Raw genomic sequence first — 16,247 nt, 5'->3', positions numbered from 1 at the left:
CAGCACCTTTGGGGGCCAGCAGGCCATGTTTGATGCGGAAGTGGAGTGAAAAATGCCAGTAGTAAAAGCCAGTCTAAAACTTTTTGGTGGCGATACCGTGGTGGTTCGCTGTTCGAATAACTGTCATATCCATTTGATGTGCGACTCAGACAGGCGCGGTAGCTCGGAGGCCGACGTGCTAAGCGTACAAAATCGCCAGTCGGCCTATATCGCCGTGCCCTACAGCGGGACCTGGAAGGTGCTGATCGACAGTCATACCCAGTCGCTGGAGCACTCCATCAGTTTTGTTCCGGCATAAAACACTGAGGCCACCTTTCGGTGGCCTTTTTCTTACTATGCAAAACCAGGCAGCAGCCCGCTGTTATCCTCATGCCCGCTCAGCCAGGCCCGCACCTGGTTTGCCAGTTCGGACATACAATCGTCCTTCATCCCGTGCTTTTTCATTTCCTGCTCGAGCGAAAAAAGATACTGAGCATTGGTGCCCAGCGGCCCGCTGGCAGAAGCGATCAGCGGCGCGATGGTTTCTGCCCGGGTATCCGCCTCATAAAGCGGGTGACGCGGGTCCATAATGAACACCAGCGCGTTGACCATTCGCCCATCGTCCAACTCGAGTTTGCACCAGGTTGGCAAATAGCAGCCGGTAATCATCTCCCGCTTCCAGACCAGCGTCAGTTCGTCTTCCAGGCCAGCCTCCGGCAACCGGTAAGCCAGCCCGGTCGTTCTGCCGCCCTCTTTAAGCGCGAGCATACGTCCAGGGCGGCAGGCGGTTCCACGCCCCGCCGTCAACCGCAGGCAAAATGCACGATGCCAGCCCACCAGCATGCCGGGGGCTGACTCTTCAAATTCAAAAGCCGGGTTCCACATCAGTGAACCGTAACCAAAGAGCCATACCGGACTTTGGTCTGGGCGACAAGCGAGCGTGGCGGCAAGAGACGCCGAACGCTGCTCAGGGGACCACAGTAACGATTCCTCAATGGCACCAAAAGCCGTCTTACAATCCGCTTTCATTAAGAAATCACGCGTTAACACGATATACCTCCGCCACTGCTTGCTTCCGTGCGACTGCACACGCTGCGCCTTCCCGGCATTTATTGACAACTTTTGCCTACTAATAGAGCAATATATCAAGACCATAAGCAATTCACCGCGCGCTGGCAAGCATGATAGCGATCACAAAACAGATAAATTGTCATTTTTTCTTGCCAGACTGATGTGTGTTACCCTGTCGCCAATAAATTAGTCACACATAATGGCGGGTTAATTTTCATAATACTTCTTTTTGTAAACAATGCACTCGCCCGTTACTCTATCGCTAACATACTGATTTCGCGCCCAGGTTGTGATTTTCATGCCAATACCCGGGACTAACACCGTCAAAAACAGCGGTTATTTGACTGAATGCAATTCATATCAATATGTTTTATTTAAATTAAATAAAGAATACACGCCATTTCGGTGAACCAGACTTAAATTCAAATAAATGCCGTAAAAATAAGTAAATTTTTAACTAAAAGTAACGGTTTTTTGCTAGTTTATATGACTTCAAAAACCTGACTATAATGATCAAAACAGGTTATCGCCTGCAGAGATGGAGAAGTTGAATGACAAAAACACAACATGAGGCGGTAAAAACCCGCCACAAGGAGAGTTCTCTCATTTTCCCGGTACTGGCACTGGCGGTACTGGCGATGTGGGGGTCAAGCCAGTCCCTGCCGGTGGTTGTCGGCATCAATATTTTGGCGCTGGTCGCCATTCTGGGCAGTGCCTTTAGCGTTGTTCGCCACGCGGACGTGCTGGCGCACCGTCTGGGTGAACCCTACGGCTCACTGATTCTGAGCCTGTCGGTCGTTATTCTTGAAGTTAGTCTGATTTCCGCGCTGATGGCCACCGGCGATGCAGCCCCAACGCTGATGCGCGACACGCTCTATTCCATCATCATGATTGTGACCGGCGGCCTTGTGGGCTTCTCCCTGTTGATGGGCGGCCGCAAATTTGCCACGCAGTACATGAACCTGTTTGGTATTAAACAGTACCTGATCGCGCTCTTCCCGCTGGCGGTGATCGTGCTGGTGTTCCCGATGGCGCTTCCGGGCGGCAATTTCTCGCTGGGTCAGTCCCTGCTTGTAGCGCTGATCTCTGCCGCCATGTACGGCGTATTCCTGCTGATTCAGACGAAAACGCACCAGAGCCTGTTTGTTTACGAGCATGAAGATGAAGGCGACAGCGACGACCCGCACCACGGCAAGCCATCCGCGCACAGCTCCGCGTGGCACACGGCCTGGCTTATCGTCCACCTGATTGCAGTGATTGCCGTGACCAAGATGAACGCCAACCCGCTGGAGCATCTTCTGGACGCGATGGATGCCCCGGCCCAGTTCACCGGCTTCCTGGTCGCCTTGCTGATTCTGTCTCCGGAAGGGTTGGGCGCGTTAAAAGCGGTGCTGAGCAACCAGGTGCAGCGCGCCATGAACCTGTTCTTTGGTTCCGTGCTCGCCACCATTTCTCTTACCGTACCGACGGTGACGCTGATTGCCTGGCTCACCGGCAACGACCTGGTTTTCGCCCTCGGCATGCCGCAGATGGTGGTGATGATGGCGGCGCTGGTCCTGTGCCAGATTTCGTTCTCCACCGGACGCACCAACGTGCTTAACGGCACCGCGCACCTGGCGCTGTTTGCCGCCTACCTGATGACAATCTTTGCCTAAGTAAACAGCAAGACCGCCTGTAAAGGCGGTCTTTAATATTTGCTCCCCCTCCCACGGGGAGAGAGCATCAGGCCACTACGGACTCATTTCGCTGTCTCCCTCAAGAGAGGGAGACAAATATAAAAAAACCCGCCGAAGCGGGTTTTCTTTTTTGCAGCAATTACTTGCTGGTGTCCAGCGGCTCGAAGTTCTTCACCAGATCGTCAATCGCTTTAATCTGGGTCAGGAAAGCTTCCAGCTTCGCCAGCGGCAGCGCAGATGGGCCATCGCAGCGGGCGTTATCCGGGTCCGGGTGCGCTTCAATAAACAGACCCGCCAGGCCAGTAGCCATCCCGGCGCGAGCCAGTTCAGTCACCTGCGCACGACGACCGCTTGACGCCGCACCAAACGGGTCACGGCATTGCAGCGCGTGGGTGACATCGAAAATCACCGGCGCGCCGTTAGAGACCTGCTTCATCACGCTGAAGCCCAGCATGTCGACAACCAGGTTGTCGTAGCCGAATTGCGTGCCGCGATCGCACAGGATGATTTTGTCGTTGCCGCCTTCGGCGAATTTATCCACGATGTTACCCATCTGACCAGGGCTGACGAACTGCGGCTTCTTCACGTTGATGACGGCGCCGGTTTTGGCCATCGCTTCAACCAGGTCGGTCTGGCGAGCCAGGAAAGCTGGCAGTTGAATCACATCAACCACGTCAGCCACAGGCTGTGCCTGGTGAGCTTCATGCACGTCGGTAATGATTTTCACACCGAAGGTCTGCTTCAGCTCCTGGAAAATCTTCATGCCCTCTTCCAGGCCCGGGCCACGGTAGGAGTGAATGGATGAACGGTTAGCTTTATCAAAAGAGGCTTTGAACACGTACGGGATACCCAGCTTTTGGGTCACGGTCACGTAGTGTTCGCAGATGCGCATCGCCAGGTCGCGGGACTCCAGCACGTTCATGCCGCCAAACAGCACAAACGGCAGGTCGTTTGCGACGTTGATATCGCCAATGTTAACCACTTTTTGTTTCATATGTTCGCCTTATCAGGTGTGAACTTAATGCAGGGTAATCTGCTTGTGCGCAATCGAATTGATTTGCGCCTTAATCATTTCGCTAATTGGATCTTCCGGGCACTGCTCAACAAAATAGCTCAAGTCGTTGAGCGCCACGTGCTCGCAGTCCAGCTGCGCATAAATCAGGCCGCGGTCGCGAATTTCGTACGGATCTTCCGGATTAAACTGCAGCAGTACTTCGCTGGCGCGCAGCGCCATCTCCATCTGCCGCTCCTCCATCAGCGCGGACTTGAGCGTATCCAGCAGCTTGCGGATCACCTCCGCGTTGTCGGACTCGTCAAGATCTTCGTCGAACAGCTCCGCCGTCGGGTTAATATTGCCCTTGATCCACACTTCCAGCGTGTGCTCATCCAGCGTATCGCCGTTAAACGGATTGATAAGCCACATTTCGCCGTCCATCCAGTCGGCACGCAGAATAAGCTGCGTCGGGAAAATCACCGGCATCAGCGGAATATCAAGCTGCTCGGCAAGCCACAGCAAAATTGCCCCAAGGGAAACCGCGCTCCCCTGACGACTTTTTAAAACGTTGTCCAGCCACAGGGCGTCGGACAGGCGATACACGCCGCCTGAGTCCTTAAAGCCCCATTCGCCGTAAAAGAGTTCCAGCAGTTTTTCCAGCTGCAGGTCGGGATGTGTCCCCAGGCAAATCTCTTCTTTTGCCAGCTTCACCAGTTCCCCGAGCTGTGCTTTCACTTCTGCGGTCGGGAAATCATCCCGAATCAGCTGCGAGACCAAAATCATGCCCTCGCAGAGCGGTGCCTGATTAAATTCGAAATCGGCTAACGACTTCATACTTACCCCAATATCGGTATTTTAGTGGTGGCGAGTTTTATGATGATGTAAAGCACCACCAGCCCCAGCAGAAAAGCAAACCAACGAACCTGCTGGCTGCGCGGGCGTTTTCCCAGCGCGATAAAACCTAAAGCGATATAGATAATAACGCCAAACAGCTTTTCAGTCAGCCACGTTCCCTGCGGCGTAAAAGGATAGAAATGCGTAACCATAACCAGCGCGAAACCGCTGATCAATAACAGCGTATCATTAACGTGCGGTACGATGCGCACCCAGCGCTTGCCGGACATCACAGACCCGCGATATTGCCACCAGTAGCGTAAAACAAACAGGCTGATTGAAATAACGACGGTGAAAATATGCAGATATTTAAGTGAAAAATAAGTCGCCAAAATGTCTGTTCCTTAATAAGTCAAAGATAGCGTCCTGACGTCAGGCGATCGTTATCGCCATAATCTTTGTAGGTTGCAACCTCGGTAAAACCGGCATCCCGCAGCAAACGCTGCACGCTTTCGCCCTGCGTCCAGCCGTGCTCCAGCACCAGCCAGCCGCCGGGTTCAAGAAAACGGCGTGAATCGTTAACCAGGGTTTCTAAATCGGCCAGACCATGATTCTCCGCTACCAGCGCGCTTTTCGGTTCAAAGCGAACGTCACCTTCACTGAGGTGCGGATCGGCTTCGTCGATATACGGTGGATTACTGACAATCAGCGCAAAGCGCTGGGCATCAAGGACGTTAAACCAGTGGCTTTGCAACACCCTGACGTTGTTTATGCCCAGGTTTTTTGCGTTCGTTTTCGCCAGCGCCACGGCTTCCGGCACCACGTCCAGCGCGGTGACGTCGCAGTCAGGACGTTCGCTGGCCAGCGCCAGAGCGATAGCGCCCGTCCCGGTGCCCAGATCTAACATTGCGCACGGGGTTTTCGGCAGCTTAGTTAACGCATGTTCGACGAGGCATTCGGTATCAGGGCGAGGAATCAGCGTCACCGGAGAAACGCGCAGCGGCAGCGACCAGAACTCACGTTCGCCCACAAGGTGTGCAATCGGTTCACCGCGCTCCCGGCGAGCCAGAAGCCCATCAAGCTCGGCTTGCTGGGCTGGTGTCAGCGAGGTTTCACCAAAAGCGAGGATAAACGTGCGGGATTTGCCGGTGGCAAATCCCAATAAAATCTCCGCATCTCGCTTTGGGCTTTCGCTTTGCGCCAGGCGCTGAACGGCCTGGCAAAGCCATGACTGAAACTCCATTAATCCTGCTCGGACAGCGCCGCGAGCTGATCGGCCTGGAACTCCTGCACAATCGGCTCGATCAGGGCGTCGATTTTCCCTTCCATCACTTCATCCAGACGGTAAAGCGTCAGGTTGATGCGGTGATCGGTCACGCGCCCCTGCGGGAAGTTGTAGGTACGGTTGCGGTCAGAGCGGTCGCCGGAGCCGAGCAGGTTACGGCGAGTGGAAGCCTCTTCCTGCTGACGTTTGGCGACTTCGGCGGCGCGAATTCGCGCCCCCAGCACGGAAAGCGCTTTAGCTTTGTTTTTATGCTGGGAACGTTCGTCCTGGCACTCCACCACAATGCCGGTTGGCAAGTGAGTAATACGGATTGCGGAGTCGGTGGTGTTAACGTGCTGCCCGCCCGCCCCAGAGGAACGGAAGGTATCGATGCGCAGGTCCGCCGGGTTAATGTCCGGCAGTTCCGCCTCTGGAATTTCCGGCATCACCGCCACGGTACACGCGGAAGTATGAATACGCCCCTGGGATTCCGTGGCCGGAACACGCTGCACGCGGTGGCCGCCGGATTCAAATTTCAGGCGGCCATAGACACCCTCGCCGCTGATTTTTGCGATCACTTCTTTGAAGCCGCCGTGCTCGCCTTCGTTGGCGCTGATGATTTCAATCCGCCAGCGGCGGGCTTCGGCATAGCGGCTGTACATGCGGAACAGATCGCCGGCAAACAGCGCAGCTTCGTCCCCGCCGGTGCCGGCACGAACTTCGACAAACGCATTGCGCTCATCGTCGGGATCTTTTGGCAGCAGCAGAACCTGAAGCTGCTGCTCCAGCTCTTCGCTGCTGGCTTTGGCTTCGGCCAGCTCTTCCTGCGCCATTTCGCGCATTTCCGGATCGCCGAGCATACTTTCTGCGGTCTCAATGTCTTCCTGTACCTGACGCCATTGCAGGAAACAGCGCGATACATCGCTTAACTGGGCATACTCACGAGACAGGGCGCGGAAACGGTCCTGATCGGCAATGGTCGAGGCATCGCCTAGCAGGGCCTGAACTTCTTCATGGCGCTCCTGCAAGGCTTCCAGTTTGGCAACAATAGAAGGCTTCATGGGCGGTGGTTCACCTTGTAATAAGAGTTGTGTGTGCTAATCCAGCCCGAGGCTGTTACGCAGGATTTGCAGGCGTTCGTCGTCCCCGTCACGGGCAGCCTGCGTGAGCGATTTGGTTGGGGCATGAATCAGGCGATTGGTCAGTTTCCAGGCCAGATCCTGCAGTACGGATTCCGCGTCGCCGCCCTGTTGTAGGGCAGCCAGCGCTTTGGCAGCCAGGTCGTCTCTCACCTGCTCTGCCTGACTACGGTATTCGCGAATGGTCTCGGAGGCGCTTTGCGCGCGCAGCCAGGCCATAAATTCACTGCATTCCTGCGCCACGATAGTTTCAGCCTCAACCGCCGCCGCTTTGCGCTGCGCAAGGTTGCTCTGAATAATGGCCTGCAGGTCGTCCACGCTGTAAAGGTAGGCGTTCGCCAGCTTACCGACTTCGGGTTCAACGTCACGCGGTACGGCGATGTCTACCAGCAGCATCGGCTGGTTACGACGGGCTTTAAGCGCGCGTTCCATCATCCCCTTGCCGATGATAGGCAGCGGGCTGGCGGTAGAACTGATGATGATATCGGCATCCGCCAGACGTTCGTCAATTTCACTCAGGCTAATCACTTCCGCGCCGACCTCATCGGCCAGCACCTGAGCGCGTTCTCGGGTACGGTTGGCGATAATCATCTTCTCAACTTTATGCTCGCGCAGATGGCGGGCAACCAGTTCGATAGTCTCCCCGGCACCGACCAGCAGGACAGTTACCGAGGAGAGCGATTCAAAGATTTGCCGTGCCAGGGTGCAGGCGGCAAACGCGACGGAAACGGCGCTGGCGCCAATGTCGGTTTCGGTGCGCACGCGCTTGGCAACGGAGAAGGACTTCTGGAACATGCGCTCCAGCTCGCTGGAAAGCGAATGGCCTTTTTGGGAGTCGGCAAAGGCTTTTTTCACCTGCCCGAGGATCTGCGGTTCGCCCAGCACCAGTGAATCCAGGCCACTGGCCACGCGCATCAGATGGCTGACGGCGTCGTTATCGTGGTGCCAGTAAAGGCTTTTACGCACTTCCTCTTCGTTGAGGTTGTGGTAATCACACAGCCAGCGCACCAGCCCTTCGTGCAGGTTTTCCTGTTGCTCAACGCTCAGATATAACTCGGTTCTGTTGCAGGTCGACAGCACCACTCCGCCCTGAACCATAGGCTGTTCCAGCAAACTGCCCAACGCCTGGTCGAGCGTGTCTGGCGAAAACGTTACACGTTCTCGCAGCGATACCGGCGCGGTTTTGTGGTTAATTCCTAACGCTAACAGGGTCATGGAGCGGTCTGAGTAATACCGATGTTGATAAGGATTTCTGGTCGCATCATACAGGATGAGCCGAATCAATAAAAGAGAGCTTCCCCTTGTGGAGTAAGTGGATGATTTATGATTTAAGACAACATGACCGTAGACGCCCTGCCGCCCGCCCGCTAGCATGAACGGTTGACCACAAAAATGAATTTAAGGATTTGCTGCCGCCATGTTGATGCCAAAAGCCCGCCTGATGCGCCTTCTGCCCCTTGCCAGCCTCGTGCTGGCCGCCTGTTCAGTCACCCAACCGAGCGGCCCGGGCAAAAGTCCTGACTCGCCGCAGTGGTTAGAACACCAGCAACAAGTGCAAAAAATCACCCAATATCAGACGCGTGGCGCTTTTGCTTATCTCTCCGATAGCCAAAAGGTATATGCCCGCTTTAACTGGCAGCAAACTGCCCCGGACCGTTACCGCCTGCTGCTGACCAACCCGCTCGGCAGCACCGAACTTGAGCTTAATGCTCAGCCGGATCGGGTTCAGTTAACCGACCGCGACGGCAAGCGCTACACCGCCACAGATGCGGAAGAGATGATCGGCAAGCTGACCGGGATGCCTATTCCGCTGAACAGCCTGCGCCAGTGGATGCTCGGCCTGCCGGGCGACTCCACGGACTACAAGCTGGACGACCAGTACCGCCTGCGCGAAGTAAACTACACCCAGGGCGGCAAAACCTGGAAAGTGGTATACAGTGATTACGACAGCAAAACCCAACCTTCTCTGCCGTCCAACATGGAATTGCGCGAAGGCGACCAGCGTATCAAGCTGAAAATGGACAGCTGGACGGTGAAATAATGATTTCCCGCTGGCCTGCCCCTGCAAAACTGAACCTGTTTCTGTACATCACCGGCCGCCGTGCCGACGGTTATCACAACCTGCAGACGCTGTTTCAGTTTCTTGATTATGGCGATACGCTCACCATCGAACCGCGTTCCGACGGCGTCATTCGGCTGGTGACGCCGATTGACGCCGTGCCTGATGAAGAAAACCTGATTGTGCGCGCCGCCCGTATGCTGATGGAATTCGCGGCAGAAAAAGGCACCCTGCCCGCGGGCGCAGGCGCCGATCTCGGCGTTGAGAAGCAGCTTCCAATGGGCGGTGGGCTGGGCGGCGGCTCCTCCAACGCGGCTACCGTACTGGTGGCACTGAACCAGCTCTGGAAAACCGGCTGCAGCGAAGACGAACTGGCCGCGCTGGGCATTCGCCTTGGTGCCGACGTGCCGGTATTTGTCAGGGGCCACGCCGCCTTTGCTGAAGGCGTCGGTGAAATCCTGACGCCGGTCGAACCTGAAGAAAAATGGTACCTGGTTGCTCATCCGGGCGTCAGTATTCCAACGCCGATCATTTTTGGCGATCCTGACCTCCCGCGCGAAACCCCGGTCAGGTCAATTACGACGTTGCTAAAATGTGAATTTGTCAACGATTGTGAGGTTATCGCAAGAAAACGTTTTCGCGAGGTTGATGCCGCGCTTTCCTGGCTGTTAGAATACGCGCCGTCGCGCCTGACCGGCACCGGCGCTTGTGTGTTTGCTGAATTTAACACCGAGCACGCCGCCCGGCAGGTGCTTGAGCAAGCCCCGGAATGGCTGCATGGGTTTGTTGCGCGAGGCGTTAATAGATCTCCGCTGCATCAGGCCATATCCGGGCAAGCTGGGCATTGGTGACAACGTCACCTCGTTTCAGACGTTGCATCGTGCTCTTTAATACACCGCCTGGATGGGGGCTACCCCGCCCGCACATTATGCGGTAGCAACCATCCGCCACTGGACGCATGCCTGAGGTTCTTCTCGTGCCTGATATGAAGCTTTTTGCTGGTAACGCCACCCCGGAACTAGCACAACGTATTGCCAACCGCCTGTACACCTCCCTTGGTGACGCCGCCGTCGGTCGCTTTAGCGACGGTGAAGTAAGCGTACAAATCAACGAAAATGTACGCGGTGGTGATATTTTCATCATCCAGTCCACCTGTGCCCCAACGAACGACAACCTGATGGAATTGGTTGTTATGGTTGATGCCCTGCGCCGCGCTTCTGCAGGTCGTATCACCGCTGTTATCCCTTACTTTGGCTACGCTCGTCAGGACCGTCGTGTGCGCTCCGCTCGTGTACCCATCACTGCGAAAGTCGTTGCTGACTTCCTCTCAAGCGTAGGGGTTGACCGTGTTCTCACCGTGGACCTGCACGCTGAACAAATCCAGGGCTTCTTTGACGTCCCGGTAGACAACGTCTTCGGTAGCCCAATTCTGCTGGAAGATATGCTGCAAATCGGCCTGGAAAATCCAATCGTGGTTTCCCCGGACATCGGCGGCGTGGTACGTGCCCGTGCTATCGCTAAGCTGTTGAACGACACAGATATGGCTATCATCGACAAGCGCCGTCCGCGCGCTAACGTTTCCCAGGTTATGCATATCATCGGTGACGTGTCCGGCCGTGATTGCGTACTGGTTGACGACATGATTGATACCGGCGGCACCCTGTGTAAAGCAGCTGAAGCGCTGAAAGAACGCGGCGCTAAACGCGTATTCGCCTATGCCACTCACCCTATCTTCTCCGGTAACGCGGTGCACAACCTGCGCAACTCGGTGATCGACGAAGTGATTGTCTGCGATACCATCCCGCTGTCTGACGAAATCAAAGCCCTGCCAAACGTCCGTACCCTGACCCTGTCCGGTATGCTGGCAGAAGCCATTCGTCGTATCAGTAACGAAGAATCTATCTCTGCGATGTTCGAGCACTGATAGACGTTGCTTTTAAAACCCGCTGCGGCGGGTTTTTTCGTTTTTGAACTACTCTTTTTCAATGCCTCCTTCACCTGCCTGAACGACAGATGATGCGCTCACGGATGGAATCACAAGTGAAAACCGTATCTTCTTCTCACGTAATGCCATTCCGCGCCCTGATTGATGCCTGCTGGCGCGAAAAGTACACCCTGTCCCGCTTTAGCCGGGACGCCATCGCCGGTGTGACCGTCGGGATCATCGCTATTCCTCTGGCCATGGCGCTGGCCATCGGCAGCGGCGTTGCGCCGCAGTACGGTTTGTATACTGCCGCCGTGGCCGGGATTGTCATCGCCCTTAGCGGCGGCTCGCGCTTCAGCGTCTCCGGCCCGACAGCGGCTTTCGTGGTGATCCTCTACCCCGTCGCGCAACAATTCGGGCTTGCTGGCCTGCTGGTTGCCACGCTGATGTCCGGGATATTCCTGATCCTGTTTGGGCTGGCACGCTTTGGGCGGCTTATCGAATACATTCCGCTGTCGGTGACGTTGGGCTTTACCTCCGGGATAGGCATCACCATTGCGACGATGCAGGTGAAAGACTTTTTCGGCCTTACGCTGGAGCACGTGCCGGAACACTACCTGAATAAAGTGGCCGCGCTGGCGATGGCGCTGCCCACGCTGAATATGGGCGACGCTGCGATCGGCATCGTGACGCTGGCGGTGCTGATTCTCTGGCCGCGCCTGGGGCTTCGCCTGCCGGGGCATCTGCCTGCGCTGCTGGCGGGCTGCGCCGTGATGGCGATGGTGACTTTGCTTGGTGGTGAAGTTGCGACGATTGGCTCCCGGTTCCACTACGTGCTTGCCGACGGCACCCAGGGCAACGGCATTCCCCAACTGCTGCCTCAGCTAACGCTCCCGTGGGCGATGCCAGATTCGGACTTTACGCTTAGCTGGGACTCACTCAGCGCCCTGCTACCTGCGGCGTTCTCTATGGCCATGCTGGGTGCCATCGAATCCCTGCTTTGTGCGGTGGTGCTGGACGGCATGACCGGCACCAAACATAACGCCAATAGCGAGCTGGTCGGCCAGGGGCTGGGAAATATTATTGCCCCGTTCTTCGGCGGAATTACCGCCACCGCGGCCATTGCTCGCTCAGCCGCCAACGTGCGTGCCGGGGCAACTTCGCCTGTGGCCGCCATTATTCACTCGCTGCTGGTGATCCTGGCCCTGCTGGCGCTAGCCCCTCTGCTTTCCTGGCTGCCTCTCTCGGCGATGGCGGCCCTGCTGCTGATGGTGGCGTGGAACATGAGCGAGGCGCATAAAGTCGTCAACCTGCTGCGCCGGGCGCCGAAAGACGACATCATCGTGATGCTGATCTGCATGTCGCTGACCGTGCTGTTTGATATGGTGATTGCCATCAGCGTCGGCATTGTGCTGGCGTCGCTGCTTTTCATGCGACGCGTGGCTCGAATGACTCGCCTCGCGCCGCTTAGCAATGTGAATGTGCCTGAGGATGTGCTGGCGCTGCGCGTCACGGGGCCGCTGTTCTTTGCCGCTGCCGAAGGATTGTTCATTCAGCTGGCCCAGCAGGTGCCGGGGCATCGGGTGGTTATTCTGCAATGGGATGCGGTTCCGGTGCTGGACGCAGGGGGTCTGGATGCCTTCCAGCGCTTTGTAGAGAAAATGCCGGAAGGCTGCGAACTACGGGTGACGAACCTTGAATTCCAGCCGCTGCGCACGCTCGCGCGGGCTGGCGTGAAACCGATTCCCGGCCGCCTTGCGTTCTTCCCGGACGTTCAGGCCGCACTGGCCGCCAATTAGCGGCCAGGTTCACTCCTACTCCTGCCCGGCTTCGCGTCGCCGCCGGGCGCTCACGCTTTCACGGTTCACGCCCCAATTGTCGGTTTCAACCTCGTCGATAACCACAAAGGTGTCGGCGGGCTTTTTGTTTAATACCTGCTCCAGCAGGTCGGTGACGCCCTCAATAAGCGCCAGCTTTTGCTCTGCGCTGACCCCTTCCCGGGTGACGCGAATATTAACGTATGGCATAGCGGCTCTCCTGTTACCAAACCCCGGCGGTGCTGCCGCCGTCCACGGCCATGACCGTGCCGCTGACGAACTGTGAATCCGTCAGATACAGCACGGCGTTTACCACATCCTGCACGGTGCCTGTCTTCCCGCTCGGCGACAGCGTGCTGAGAAAACCTATTGAGCCTGAGTAGTCCGCGTGCAGTGGCGTTTCGATAATGCCAGGCGCAACGGCGTTAACCCGCACATTATCCGCCGCCAGCTCTAAAGCCAGCGCCCTGGTCGCCTGATTCAGACCGCCCTTCACCATCACCGGCAACAAGGCAGGCACCTTGACGTTAGGCTGCATGGCCACGCTCGCCGTGATGTTCACAATGTGCCCCGACTTGTTTTTGCTCATATGGCTGGCGGCCAGCTGAGACGGGAACATAAACCCTTTCAGGTTGGTGTTAATCAACGCGTCGATATCCTGCTCGCTGTAGTCGCTCGCCGGTTTCGGGATAAAGATCCCGGCGTTATTGATCAGAATATCCACGCGGCCAAAAGCAGCGATAGCCTGCTTAAACAGCGTTTCTGCGGTACTCTTCAACGCAATATCTCCGGCCACCAGCAGGAAATTCGCCGGGTTACCGAGGCTTGCCGCCGCCGTTTCTAAGCGCTTCAGCGTTCGGCCATTGCCGACAACATTGTAGCCGCGAGCCAGGTAAGCCTGCGCGATAGCCAGGCCGATGCCGCTTGAGGCGCCGGTCACAATAACGGTTGGGGTTGAGTTCATGATTTGCTCCTGTGGGTGAATGTGGAGCTCACTATACTTATGACACAATGACCGATAAATTAGCCATCCGTAACATGACAAGATACCTCATGTAATAAATAGAAAGAGAACATCGGAATGAAACGCCACTTCGAAGAGATGCAGATCGGCACGCTGGAGCTGTTTTGCCAGGCCGCGGAACAGCTGAGCTTCAGCGCGGCGGCCAATTTTATGGGGATCACGCCCGCGGCGGTCAGCCGCTCTATCGCCCGCCTGGAAGAGCGCTTAGGCGTGCGCCTGTTCGTGCGTACAACCCGCCAGATCAGGCTGACAGAAAGCGGGGAGCGCTATTTCCGCCAGTGCCAGCAGGCGCTGCAGCAGCTCAGAGAGGCGGAGCGGGAAGTCACCGGCGCACAGAGAGAACCCGCTGGCGTGCTGCGAATTAGCCTCCCTACCCCGTATGCACATCATCGAGTGCTGCCGCTGCTGCCGGAATTCAGGCAGCTTTACCCCCGCGTCTCGGTGCAGGTTCACATCAGCAACCGCAACATCGACTTTGCCGATGAAAGTTACGACATTGCCATTCGCGGCCGCTCACCTCAGGACTCATCGCTTATTGCCCGCAAGCTCGAAGACGCGGAGCTTATCACCGTGGCTTCTCCGGTCTATTTAGCCCGGGCGGGAATACCCCAAACGCTGGGCGACTTAAATCACCACGAGTGCATCCAGTTTGAGCTGCCGAGCACCGGGCGAAAAGTCCCCTGGACGTTCAGCGTCGACGGCAAAGATACCGACATTTTTACCCGCGGCGGCTTTACCTGCGCGGAAGATGTGCTGGGAATAGTGGCGCTTGCCAGAAGCGGAGCGGGCCTGATTCAGACCTACCGGTTTATTCTGGAGCAGGATGTGGCCGACGGAACGCTGGTTGAGGTGCTGCCGGAGTACGGCGGCACCTCACGACCGTTTATTTTACTTTATCCTCACGCTCGCCATCTCTCTTTACGCGTCAGGAGCCTGGTTGATTTCTTAGTCCAGCGGCTTGGAACATAGCGCCAATCGCCCTCTGCAGCCAGGCCAGCACCTCCGGCGTCATCCAGGTGCCTTTGGCAAGCTCTGGCTCGTTCGCCATTGCGGTGCGGAATTTTTGCTGCGTCTGCACAGACGGCCCGGCAAACGACTGAAACAGTTCCAGCCAGCGACGTGCTAGCTGCTGCGCCTGCTCTGATTCAGCCTGCACGCCTTCCGCATTGGCCTTACGCACCGCGGCCACCAGCGGCGGCCACTCCTGCATACGGTCGAAATAGTGGCGGCTGGTGAAAGCAAACTCCTCATCGTTGAGGTAGCGCCGGTAAATGTTCAGCTTGCTGTGGCCGAATGCGTGCGTTACGTATTCGGTCAGCGCCGGCGAAATCCCGGTCTGGCGGGCCATGTCCGGCTCAGCCTGATGCATTTTGTTCAGGCGAACCAGAAAATCCGGCTCACCCGCCGTGTCACGCTCCAGGATTTCCATCCAGTACACCGCCAGCCGCTGGGCGCGCTCATCCGCCGGTGGAACGCCCTGGGCATGAAGCCCGGCCACCTCGTCGACCAGTTGTTTCCATTCCCCGTCACGGCGGCTATCAGCCTGCGCAAAAGGCAGGCGCTCTAACTCTTCTTTTGAAAAATAGCGATCGTACATCGTCATTAACTCCAGCGTAGTCAGCCATTCCTCGAGGTCAGGTTCTGCGCCGCTGCGCAGAGTTTCACGCAGCGTAACCAGCCGCTGGCGCAGCACGGCGATTTCAGCCAGCTGGCCATCCAGCACGGAGATCTGCGAATCCAGGATCTCCTGGAGCGACAGCGCCTGACGCTCGAGACAGTCGCGCACCTCACCCAGGCTCATTCCCATCCGGCTCAACGCCTGAATATGATGCAGCCGGGCGATATCCAGCCGGTTATACAGCCGATAACCCGCGGCGGTGCGGGCAGAAGGCAGCAACAGGCCTATAGCTTCATAGTGGTGTAGCGTCCGTACCGTGATCCCGGCACGCTTTGCCAGTTCACCTACTTTGAACAACATGTCCTGCTCCTTTTGGCTTCTGCTGAGAGAGAGTGTGCAGCCTCACGTAACGTGAGGGTCAATCCGTTAAGCATAAAAAAAACGGCCCCTGAAAAGGAGCCGTTTCTCAAAATCTGCTAAATATTAGCTGTGGCGATGATGTTCATCCCGGCGGCAGCGTTTATCGTAGTGGCGAACCCACCAGTAACGGTCGCAGACCTGTTCACGTCCGCCAATACGCGCCCCGGCAAGCCAAAGTACGGCCCCAACGAAGATGCTCAGCACGGCACCGTGGGCGAAAAACTGCGGCAGGTTTAGCTGCGGGAGCTGGTTCAGAATTGAATAGCCCACGCCGACCACCATCACAACCAGTCCCAATCCCATGAGGACATTACCGAGTAACGAAGCGTTTCTGCGTTTCATATGTCACCTCCGCACTATTACGGGTCGGTGGGGAACATCCCCTATCCTTGTGACTAAAGTATAGACAATGCCCCTAAAGAGCGTGT

18 protein-coding genes are annotated in these 16,247 nt (G+C 56.7%); 7 read left to right on the top strand and 11 right to left on the bottom strand.

Annotation, left to right across the window (positions count from 1 at the left end; all coding sequences use genetic code 11):
* The first annotated feature begins 52 nt into the window (after nt 1-52).
* Nucleotides 53-298 carry a DUF1883 domain-containing protein gene (locus tag F3J26_RS05090; RefSeq protein ID WP_166991992.1) on the top strand — a complete coding sequence of 82 codons (246 nt, stop codon included), beginning with the start codon at nt 53-55 and terminating at the stop codon, nt 296-298.
* A gap of 35 nt (nt 299-333) precedes the next feature.
* Here F3J26_RS05090 and F3J26_RS05085 read toward each other — a convergent pair whose 3' ends face one another.
* Nucleotides 334-1,029: a gamma-glutamylcyclotransferase gene (locus tag F3J26_RS05085; protein WP_166991989.1), complete on the bottom strand. Its 696-nt coding sequence runs from the start codon at nt 1,027-1,029 to the stop codon at nt 334-336.
* Between the two features lie 572 nt (nt 1,030-1,601).
* Here F3J26_RS05085 and chaA point away from each other — a divergent pair.
* Nucleotides 1,602-2,705: a sodium-potassium/proton antiporter ChaA gene (gene chaA / locus F3J26_RS05080; RefSeq protein ID WP_166991986.1), complete on the top strand. Its 1,104-nt coding sequence runs from the start codon at nt 1,602-1,604 to the stop codon at nt 2,703-2,705.
* Between the two features lie 160 nt (nt 2,706-2,865).
* Here chaA and kdsA read toward each other — a convergent pair whose 3' ends face one another.
* Genes kdsA through hemA form a run of 6 tightly spaced genes read right to left on the bottom strand, consistent with a single transcriptional unit; the run spans nt 2,866 to nt 8,172 of the window.
* Complete coding sequence (gene kdsA / locus F3J26_RS05075; RefSeq protein WP_008454194.1) at nt 2,866-3,720, bottom strand: 3-deoxy-8-phosphooctulonate synthase; 855 nt, start codon at nt 3,718-3,720, stop codon at nt 2,866-2,868.
* 24 nt (nt 3,721-3,744) lie between these two features.
* On the bottom strand, nt 3,745-4,554 hold the full coding sequence (gene sirB1, locus F3J26_RS05070) for an invasion regulator SirB1 (RefSeq protein WP_008454192.1): 810 nt from the start codon (nt 4,552-4,554) through the stop codon (nt 3,745-3,747).
* A gap of 2 nt (nt 4,555-4,556) precedes the next feature.
* Nucleotides 4,557-4,946, bottom strand: a complete 390-nt coding sequence (locus tag F3J26_RS05065; RefSeq protein WP_008454190.1) for a SirB2 family protein — start codon at nt 4,944-4,946, stop codon at nt 4,557-4,559.
* Between the two features lie 20 nt (nt 4,947-4,966).
* On the bottom strand, nt 4,967-5,797 hold the full coding sequence (prmC, locus tag F3J26_RS05060) for a peptide chain release factor N(5)-glutamine methyltransferase (RefSeq protein ID WP_166991983.1): 831 nt from the start codon (nt 5,795-5,797) through the stop codon (nt 4,967-4,969).
* Nucleotides 5,797-6,879 (bottom strand): peptide chain release factor 1, encoded by a 1,083-nt coding sequence (prfA, locus tag F3J26_RS05055; RefSeq protein ID WP_008454187.1) that lies wholly within the window; start codon nt 6,877-6,879, stop codon nt 5,797-5,799. Before prfA ends, prmC begins: the two co-directional genes overlap by 1 nt.
* Nucleotides 6,880-6,915: 36 nt before the next feature.
* Complete coding sequence (gene hemA, locus F3J26_RS05050; protein ID WP_008454185.1) at nt 6,916-8,172, bottom strand: glutamyl-tRNA reductase; 1,257 nt, start codon at nt 8,170-8,172, stop codon at nt 6,916-6,918.
* 202 nt (nt 8,173-8,374) lie between these two features.
* Here hemA and lolB point away from each other — a divergent pair, with 202 nt between their 5' ends.
* The 4 genes from lolB (at nt 8,375) to dauA (ending at nt 12,739) form a co-directional block, all read left to right on the top strand.
* Complete coding sequence (lolB, locus tag F3J26_RS05045; protein WP_008454183.1) at nt 8,375-8,998, top strand: lipoprotein insertase outer membrane protein LolB; 624 nt, start codon at nt 8,375-8,377, stop codon at nt 8,996-8,998.
* Between the two features lie 2 nt (nt 8,999-9,000).
* Complete coding sequence (gene ispE / locus F3J26_RS05040) at nt 9,001-9,867, top strand: 4-(cytidine 5'-diphospho)-2-C-methyl-D-erythritol kinase (protein ID WP_166992944.1); 867 nt, start codon at nt 9,001-9,003, stop codon at nt 9,865-9,867.
* Nucleotides 9,868-9,992: 125 nt separating this feature from the next.
* On the top strand, nt 9,993-10,940 hold the full coding sequence (prs, locus tag F3J26_RS05035; protein ID WP_008454180.1) for a ribose-phosphate diphosphokinase: 948 nt from the start codon (nt 9,993-9,995) through the stop codon (nt 10,938-10,940).
* Nucleotides 10,941-11,056: 116 nt separating this feature from the next.
* Nucleotides 11,057-12,739: a C4-dicarboxylic acid transporter DauA gene (dauA, locus tag F3J26_RS05030; protein ID WP_166991980.1), complete on the top strand. Its 1,683-nt coding sequence runs from the start codon at nt 11,057-11,059 to the stop codon at nt 12,737-12,739.
* Between the two features lie 15 nt (nt 12,740-12,754).
* Here dauA and F3J26_RS05025 read toward each other — a convergent pair whose 3' ends face one another.
* A complete protein-coding gene (locus tag F3J26_RS05025) occupies nt 12,755-12,967 on the bottom strand; it encodes a tautomerase family protein (protein WP_008454175.1) in 213 nt (70 codons plus the stop codon).
* A 13-nt stretch (nt 12,968-12,980) separates the two neighbouring features.
* The gene (locus F3J26_RS05020; RefSeq protein ID WP_166873251.1) at nt 12,981-13,721 is read right to left on the bottom strand and encodes an SDR family NAD(P)-dependent oxidoreductase; all 741 of its coding nucleotides are present in this window, start codon (nt 13,719-13,721) and stop codon (nt 12,981-12,983) included.
* A 117-nt stretch (nt 13,722-13,838) separates the two neighbouring features.
* Between F3J26_RS05020 and F3J26_RS05015 the strand changes: the two genes are divergently transcribed.
* Nucleotides 13,839-14,750, top strand: a complete 912-nt coding sequence (locus tag F3J26_RS05015; RefSeq protein ID WP_166991977.1) for a LysR substrate-binding domain-containing protein — start codon at nt 13,839-13,841, stop codon at nt 14,748-14,750.
* Here F3J26_RS05015 and F3J26_RS05010 read toward each other — a convergent pair.
* Both F3J26_RS05010 and ychH read right to left on the bottom strand, forming a co-directional pair.
* Nucleotides 14,707-15,759, bottom strand: coding sequence for a MerR family transcriptional regulator (locus tag F3J26_RS05010; RefSeq protein ID WP_166991974.1), 1,053 nt, complete (start codon nt 15,757-15,759; stop codon nt 14,707-14,709). The genes F3J26_RS05015 and F3J26_RS05010 overlap by 44 nt on opposite strands.
* A gap of 123 nt (nt 15,760-15,882) precedes the next feature.
* Complete coding sequence (gene ychH / locus F3J26_RS05005; RefSeq protein WP_008454166.1) at nt 15,883-16,161, bottom strand: stress-induced protein YchH; 279 nt, start codon at nt 16,159-16,161, stop codon at nt 15,883-15,885.
* Between the last annotated feature and the right edge of the window lie 86 nt (nt 16,162-16,247).

It is taken from the genome of Enterobacter sp. Ap-867 (assembly GCF_011752855.1).
Lineage (GTDB): Bacteria > Pseudomonadota > Gammaproteobacteria > Enterobacterales > Enterobacteriaceae > Cedecea.
Note: the sequence above shows the minus strand (reverse complement) of the source record. Positions and strands in the feature narration are given on the sequence as shown.

Coding starts and splice junctions, on each gene's coding strand:
- F3J26_RS05090 (WP_166991992.1), top strand. CDS start 53: ATGCCAGTAGTAAAAGCCAGTCTAAAACTTTTTGGTGGCGATACCGTG.
- chaA (WP_166991986.1), top strand. CDS start 1,602: ATGACAAAAACACAACATGAGGCGGTAAAAACCCGCCACAAGGAGAGT.
- kdsA (WP_008454194.1), bottom strand. CDS start 3,720: ATGAAACAAAAAGTGGTTAACATTGGCGATATCAACGTCGCAAACGAC.
- sirB1 (WP_008454192.1), bottom strand. CDS start 4,554: ATGAAGTCGTTAGCCGATTTCGAATTTAATCAGGCACCGCTCTGCGAG.
- prmC (WP_166991983.1), bottom strand. CDS start 5,797: ATGGAGTTTCAGTCATGGCTTTGCCAGGCCGTTCAGCGCCTGGCGCAA.
- prfA (WP_008454187.1), bottom strand. CDS start 6,879: ATGAAGCCTTCTATTGTTGCCAAACTGGAAGCCTTGCAGGAGCGCCAT.
- hemA (WP_008454185.1), bottom strand. CDS start 8,172: ATGACCCTGTTAGCGTTAGGAATTAACCACAAAACCGCGCCGGTATCG.
- lolB (WP_008454183.1), top strand. CDS start 8,375: ATGTTGATGCCAAAAGCCCGCCTGATGCGCCTTCTGCCCCTTGCCAGC.
- F3J26_RS05025 (WP_008454175.1), bottom strand. CDS start 12,967: ATGCCATACGTTAATATTCGCGTCACCCGGGAAGGGGTCAGCGCAGAG.
- F3J26_RS05020 (WP_166873251.1), bottom strand. CDS start 13,721: ATGAACTCAACCCCAACCGTTATTGTGACCGGCGCCTCAAGCGGCATC.
- F3J26_RS05015 (WP_166991977.1), top strand. CDS start 13,839: ATGAAACGCCACTTCGAAGAGATGCAGATCGGCACGCTGGAGCTGTTT.
- F3J26_RS05010 (WP_166991974.1), bottom strand. CDS start 15,759: ATGTTGTTCAAAGTAGGTGAACTGGCAAAGCGTGCCGGGATCACGGTA.
- ychH (WP_008454166.1), bottom strand. CDS start 16,161: ATGAAACGCAGAAACGCTTCGTTACTCGGTAATGTCCTCATGGGATTG.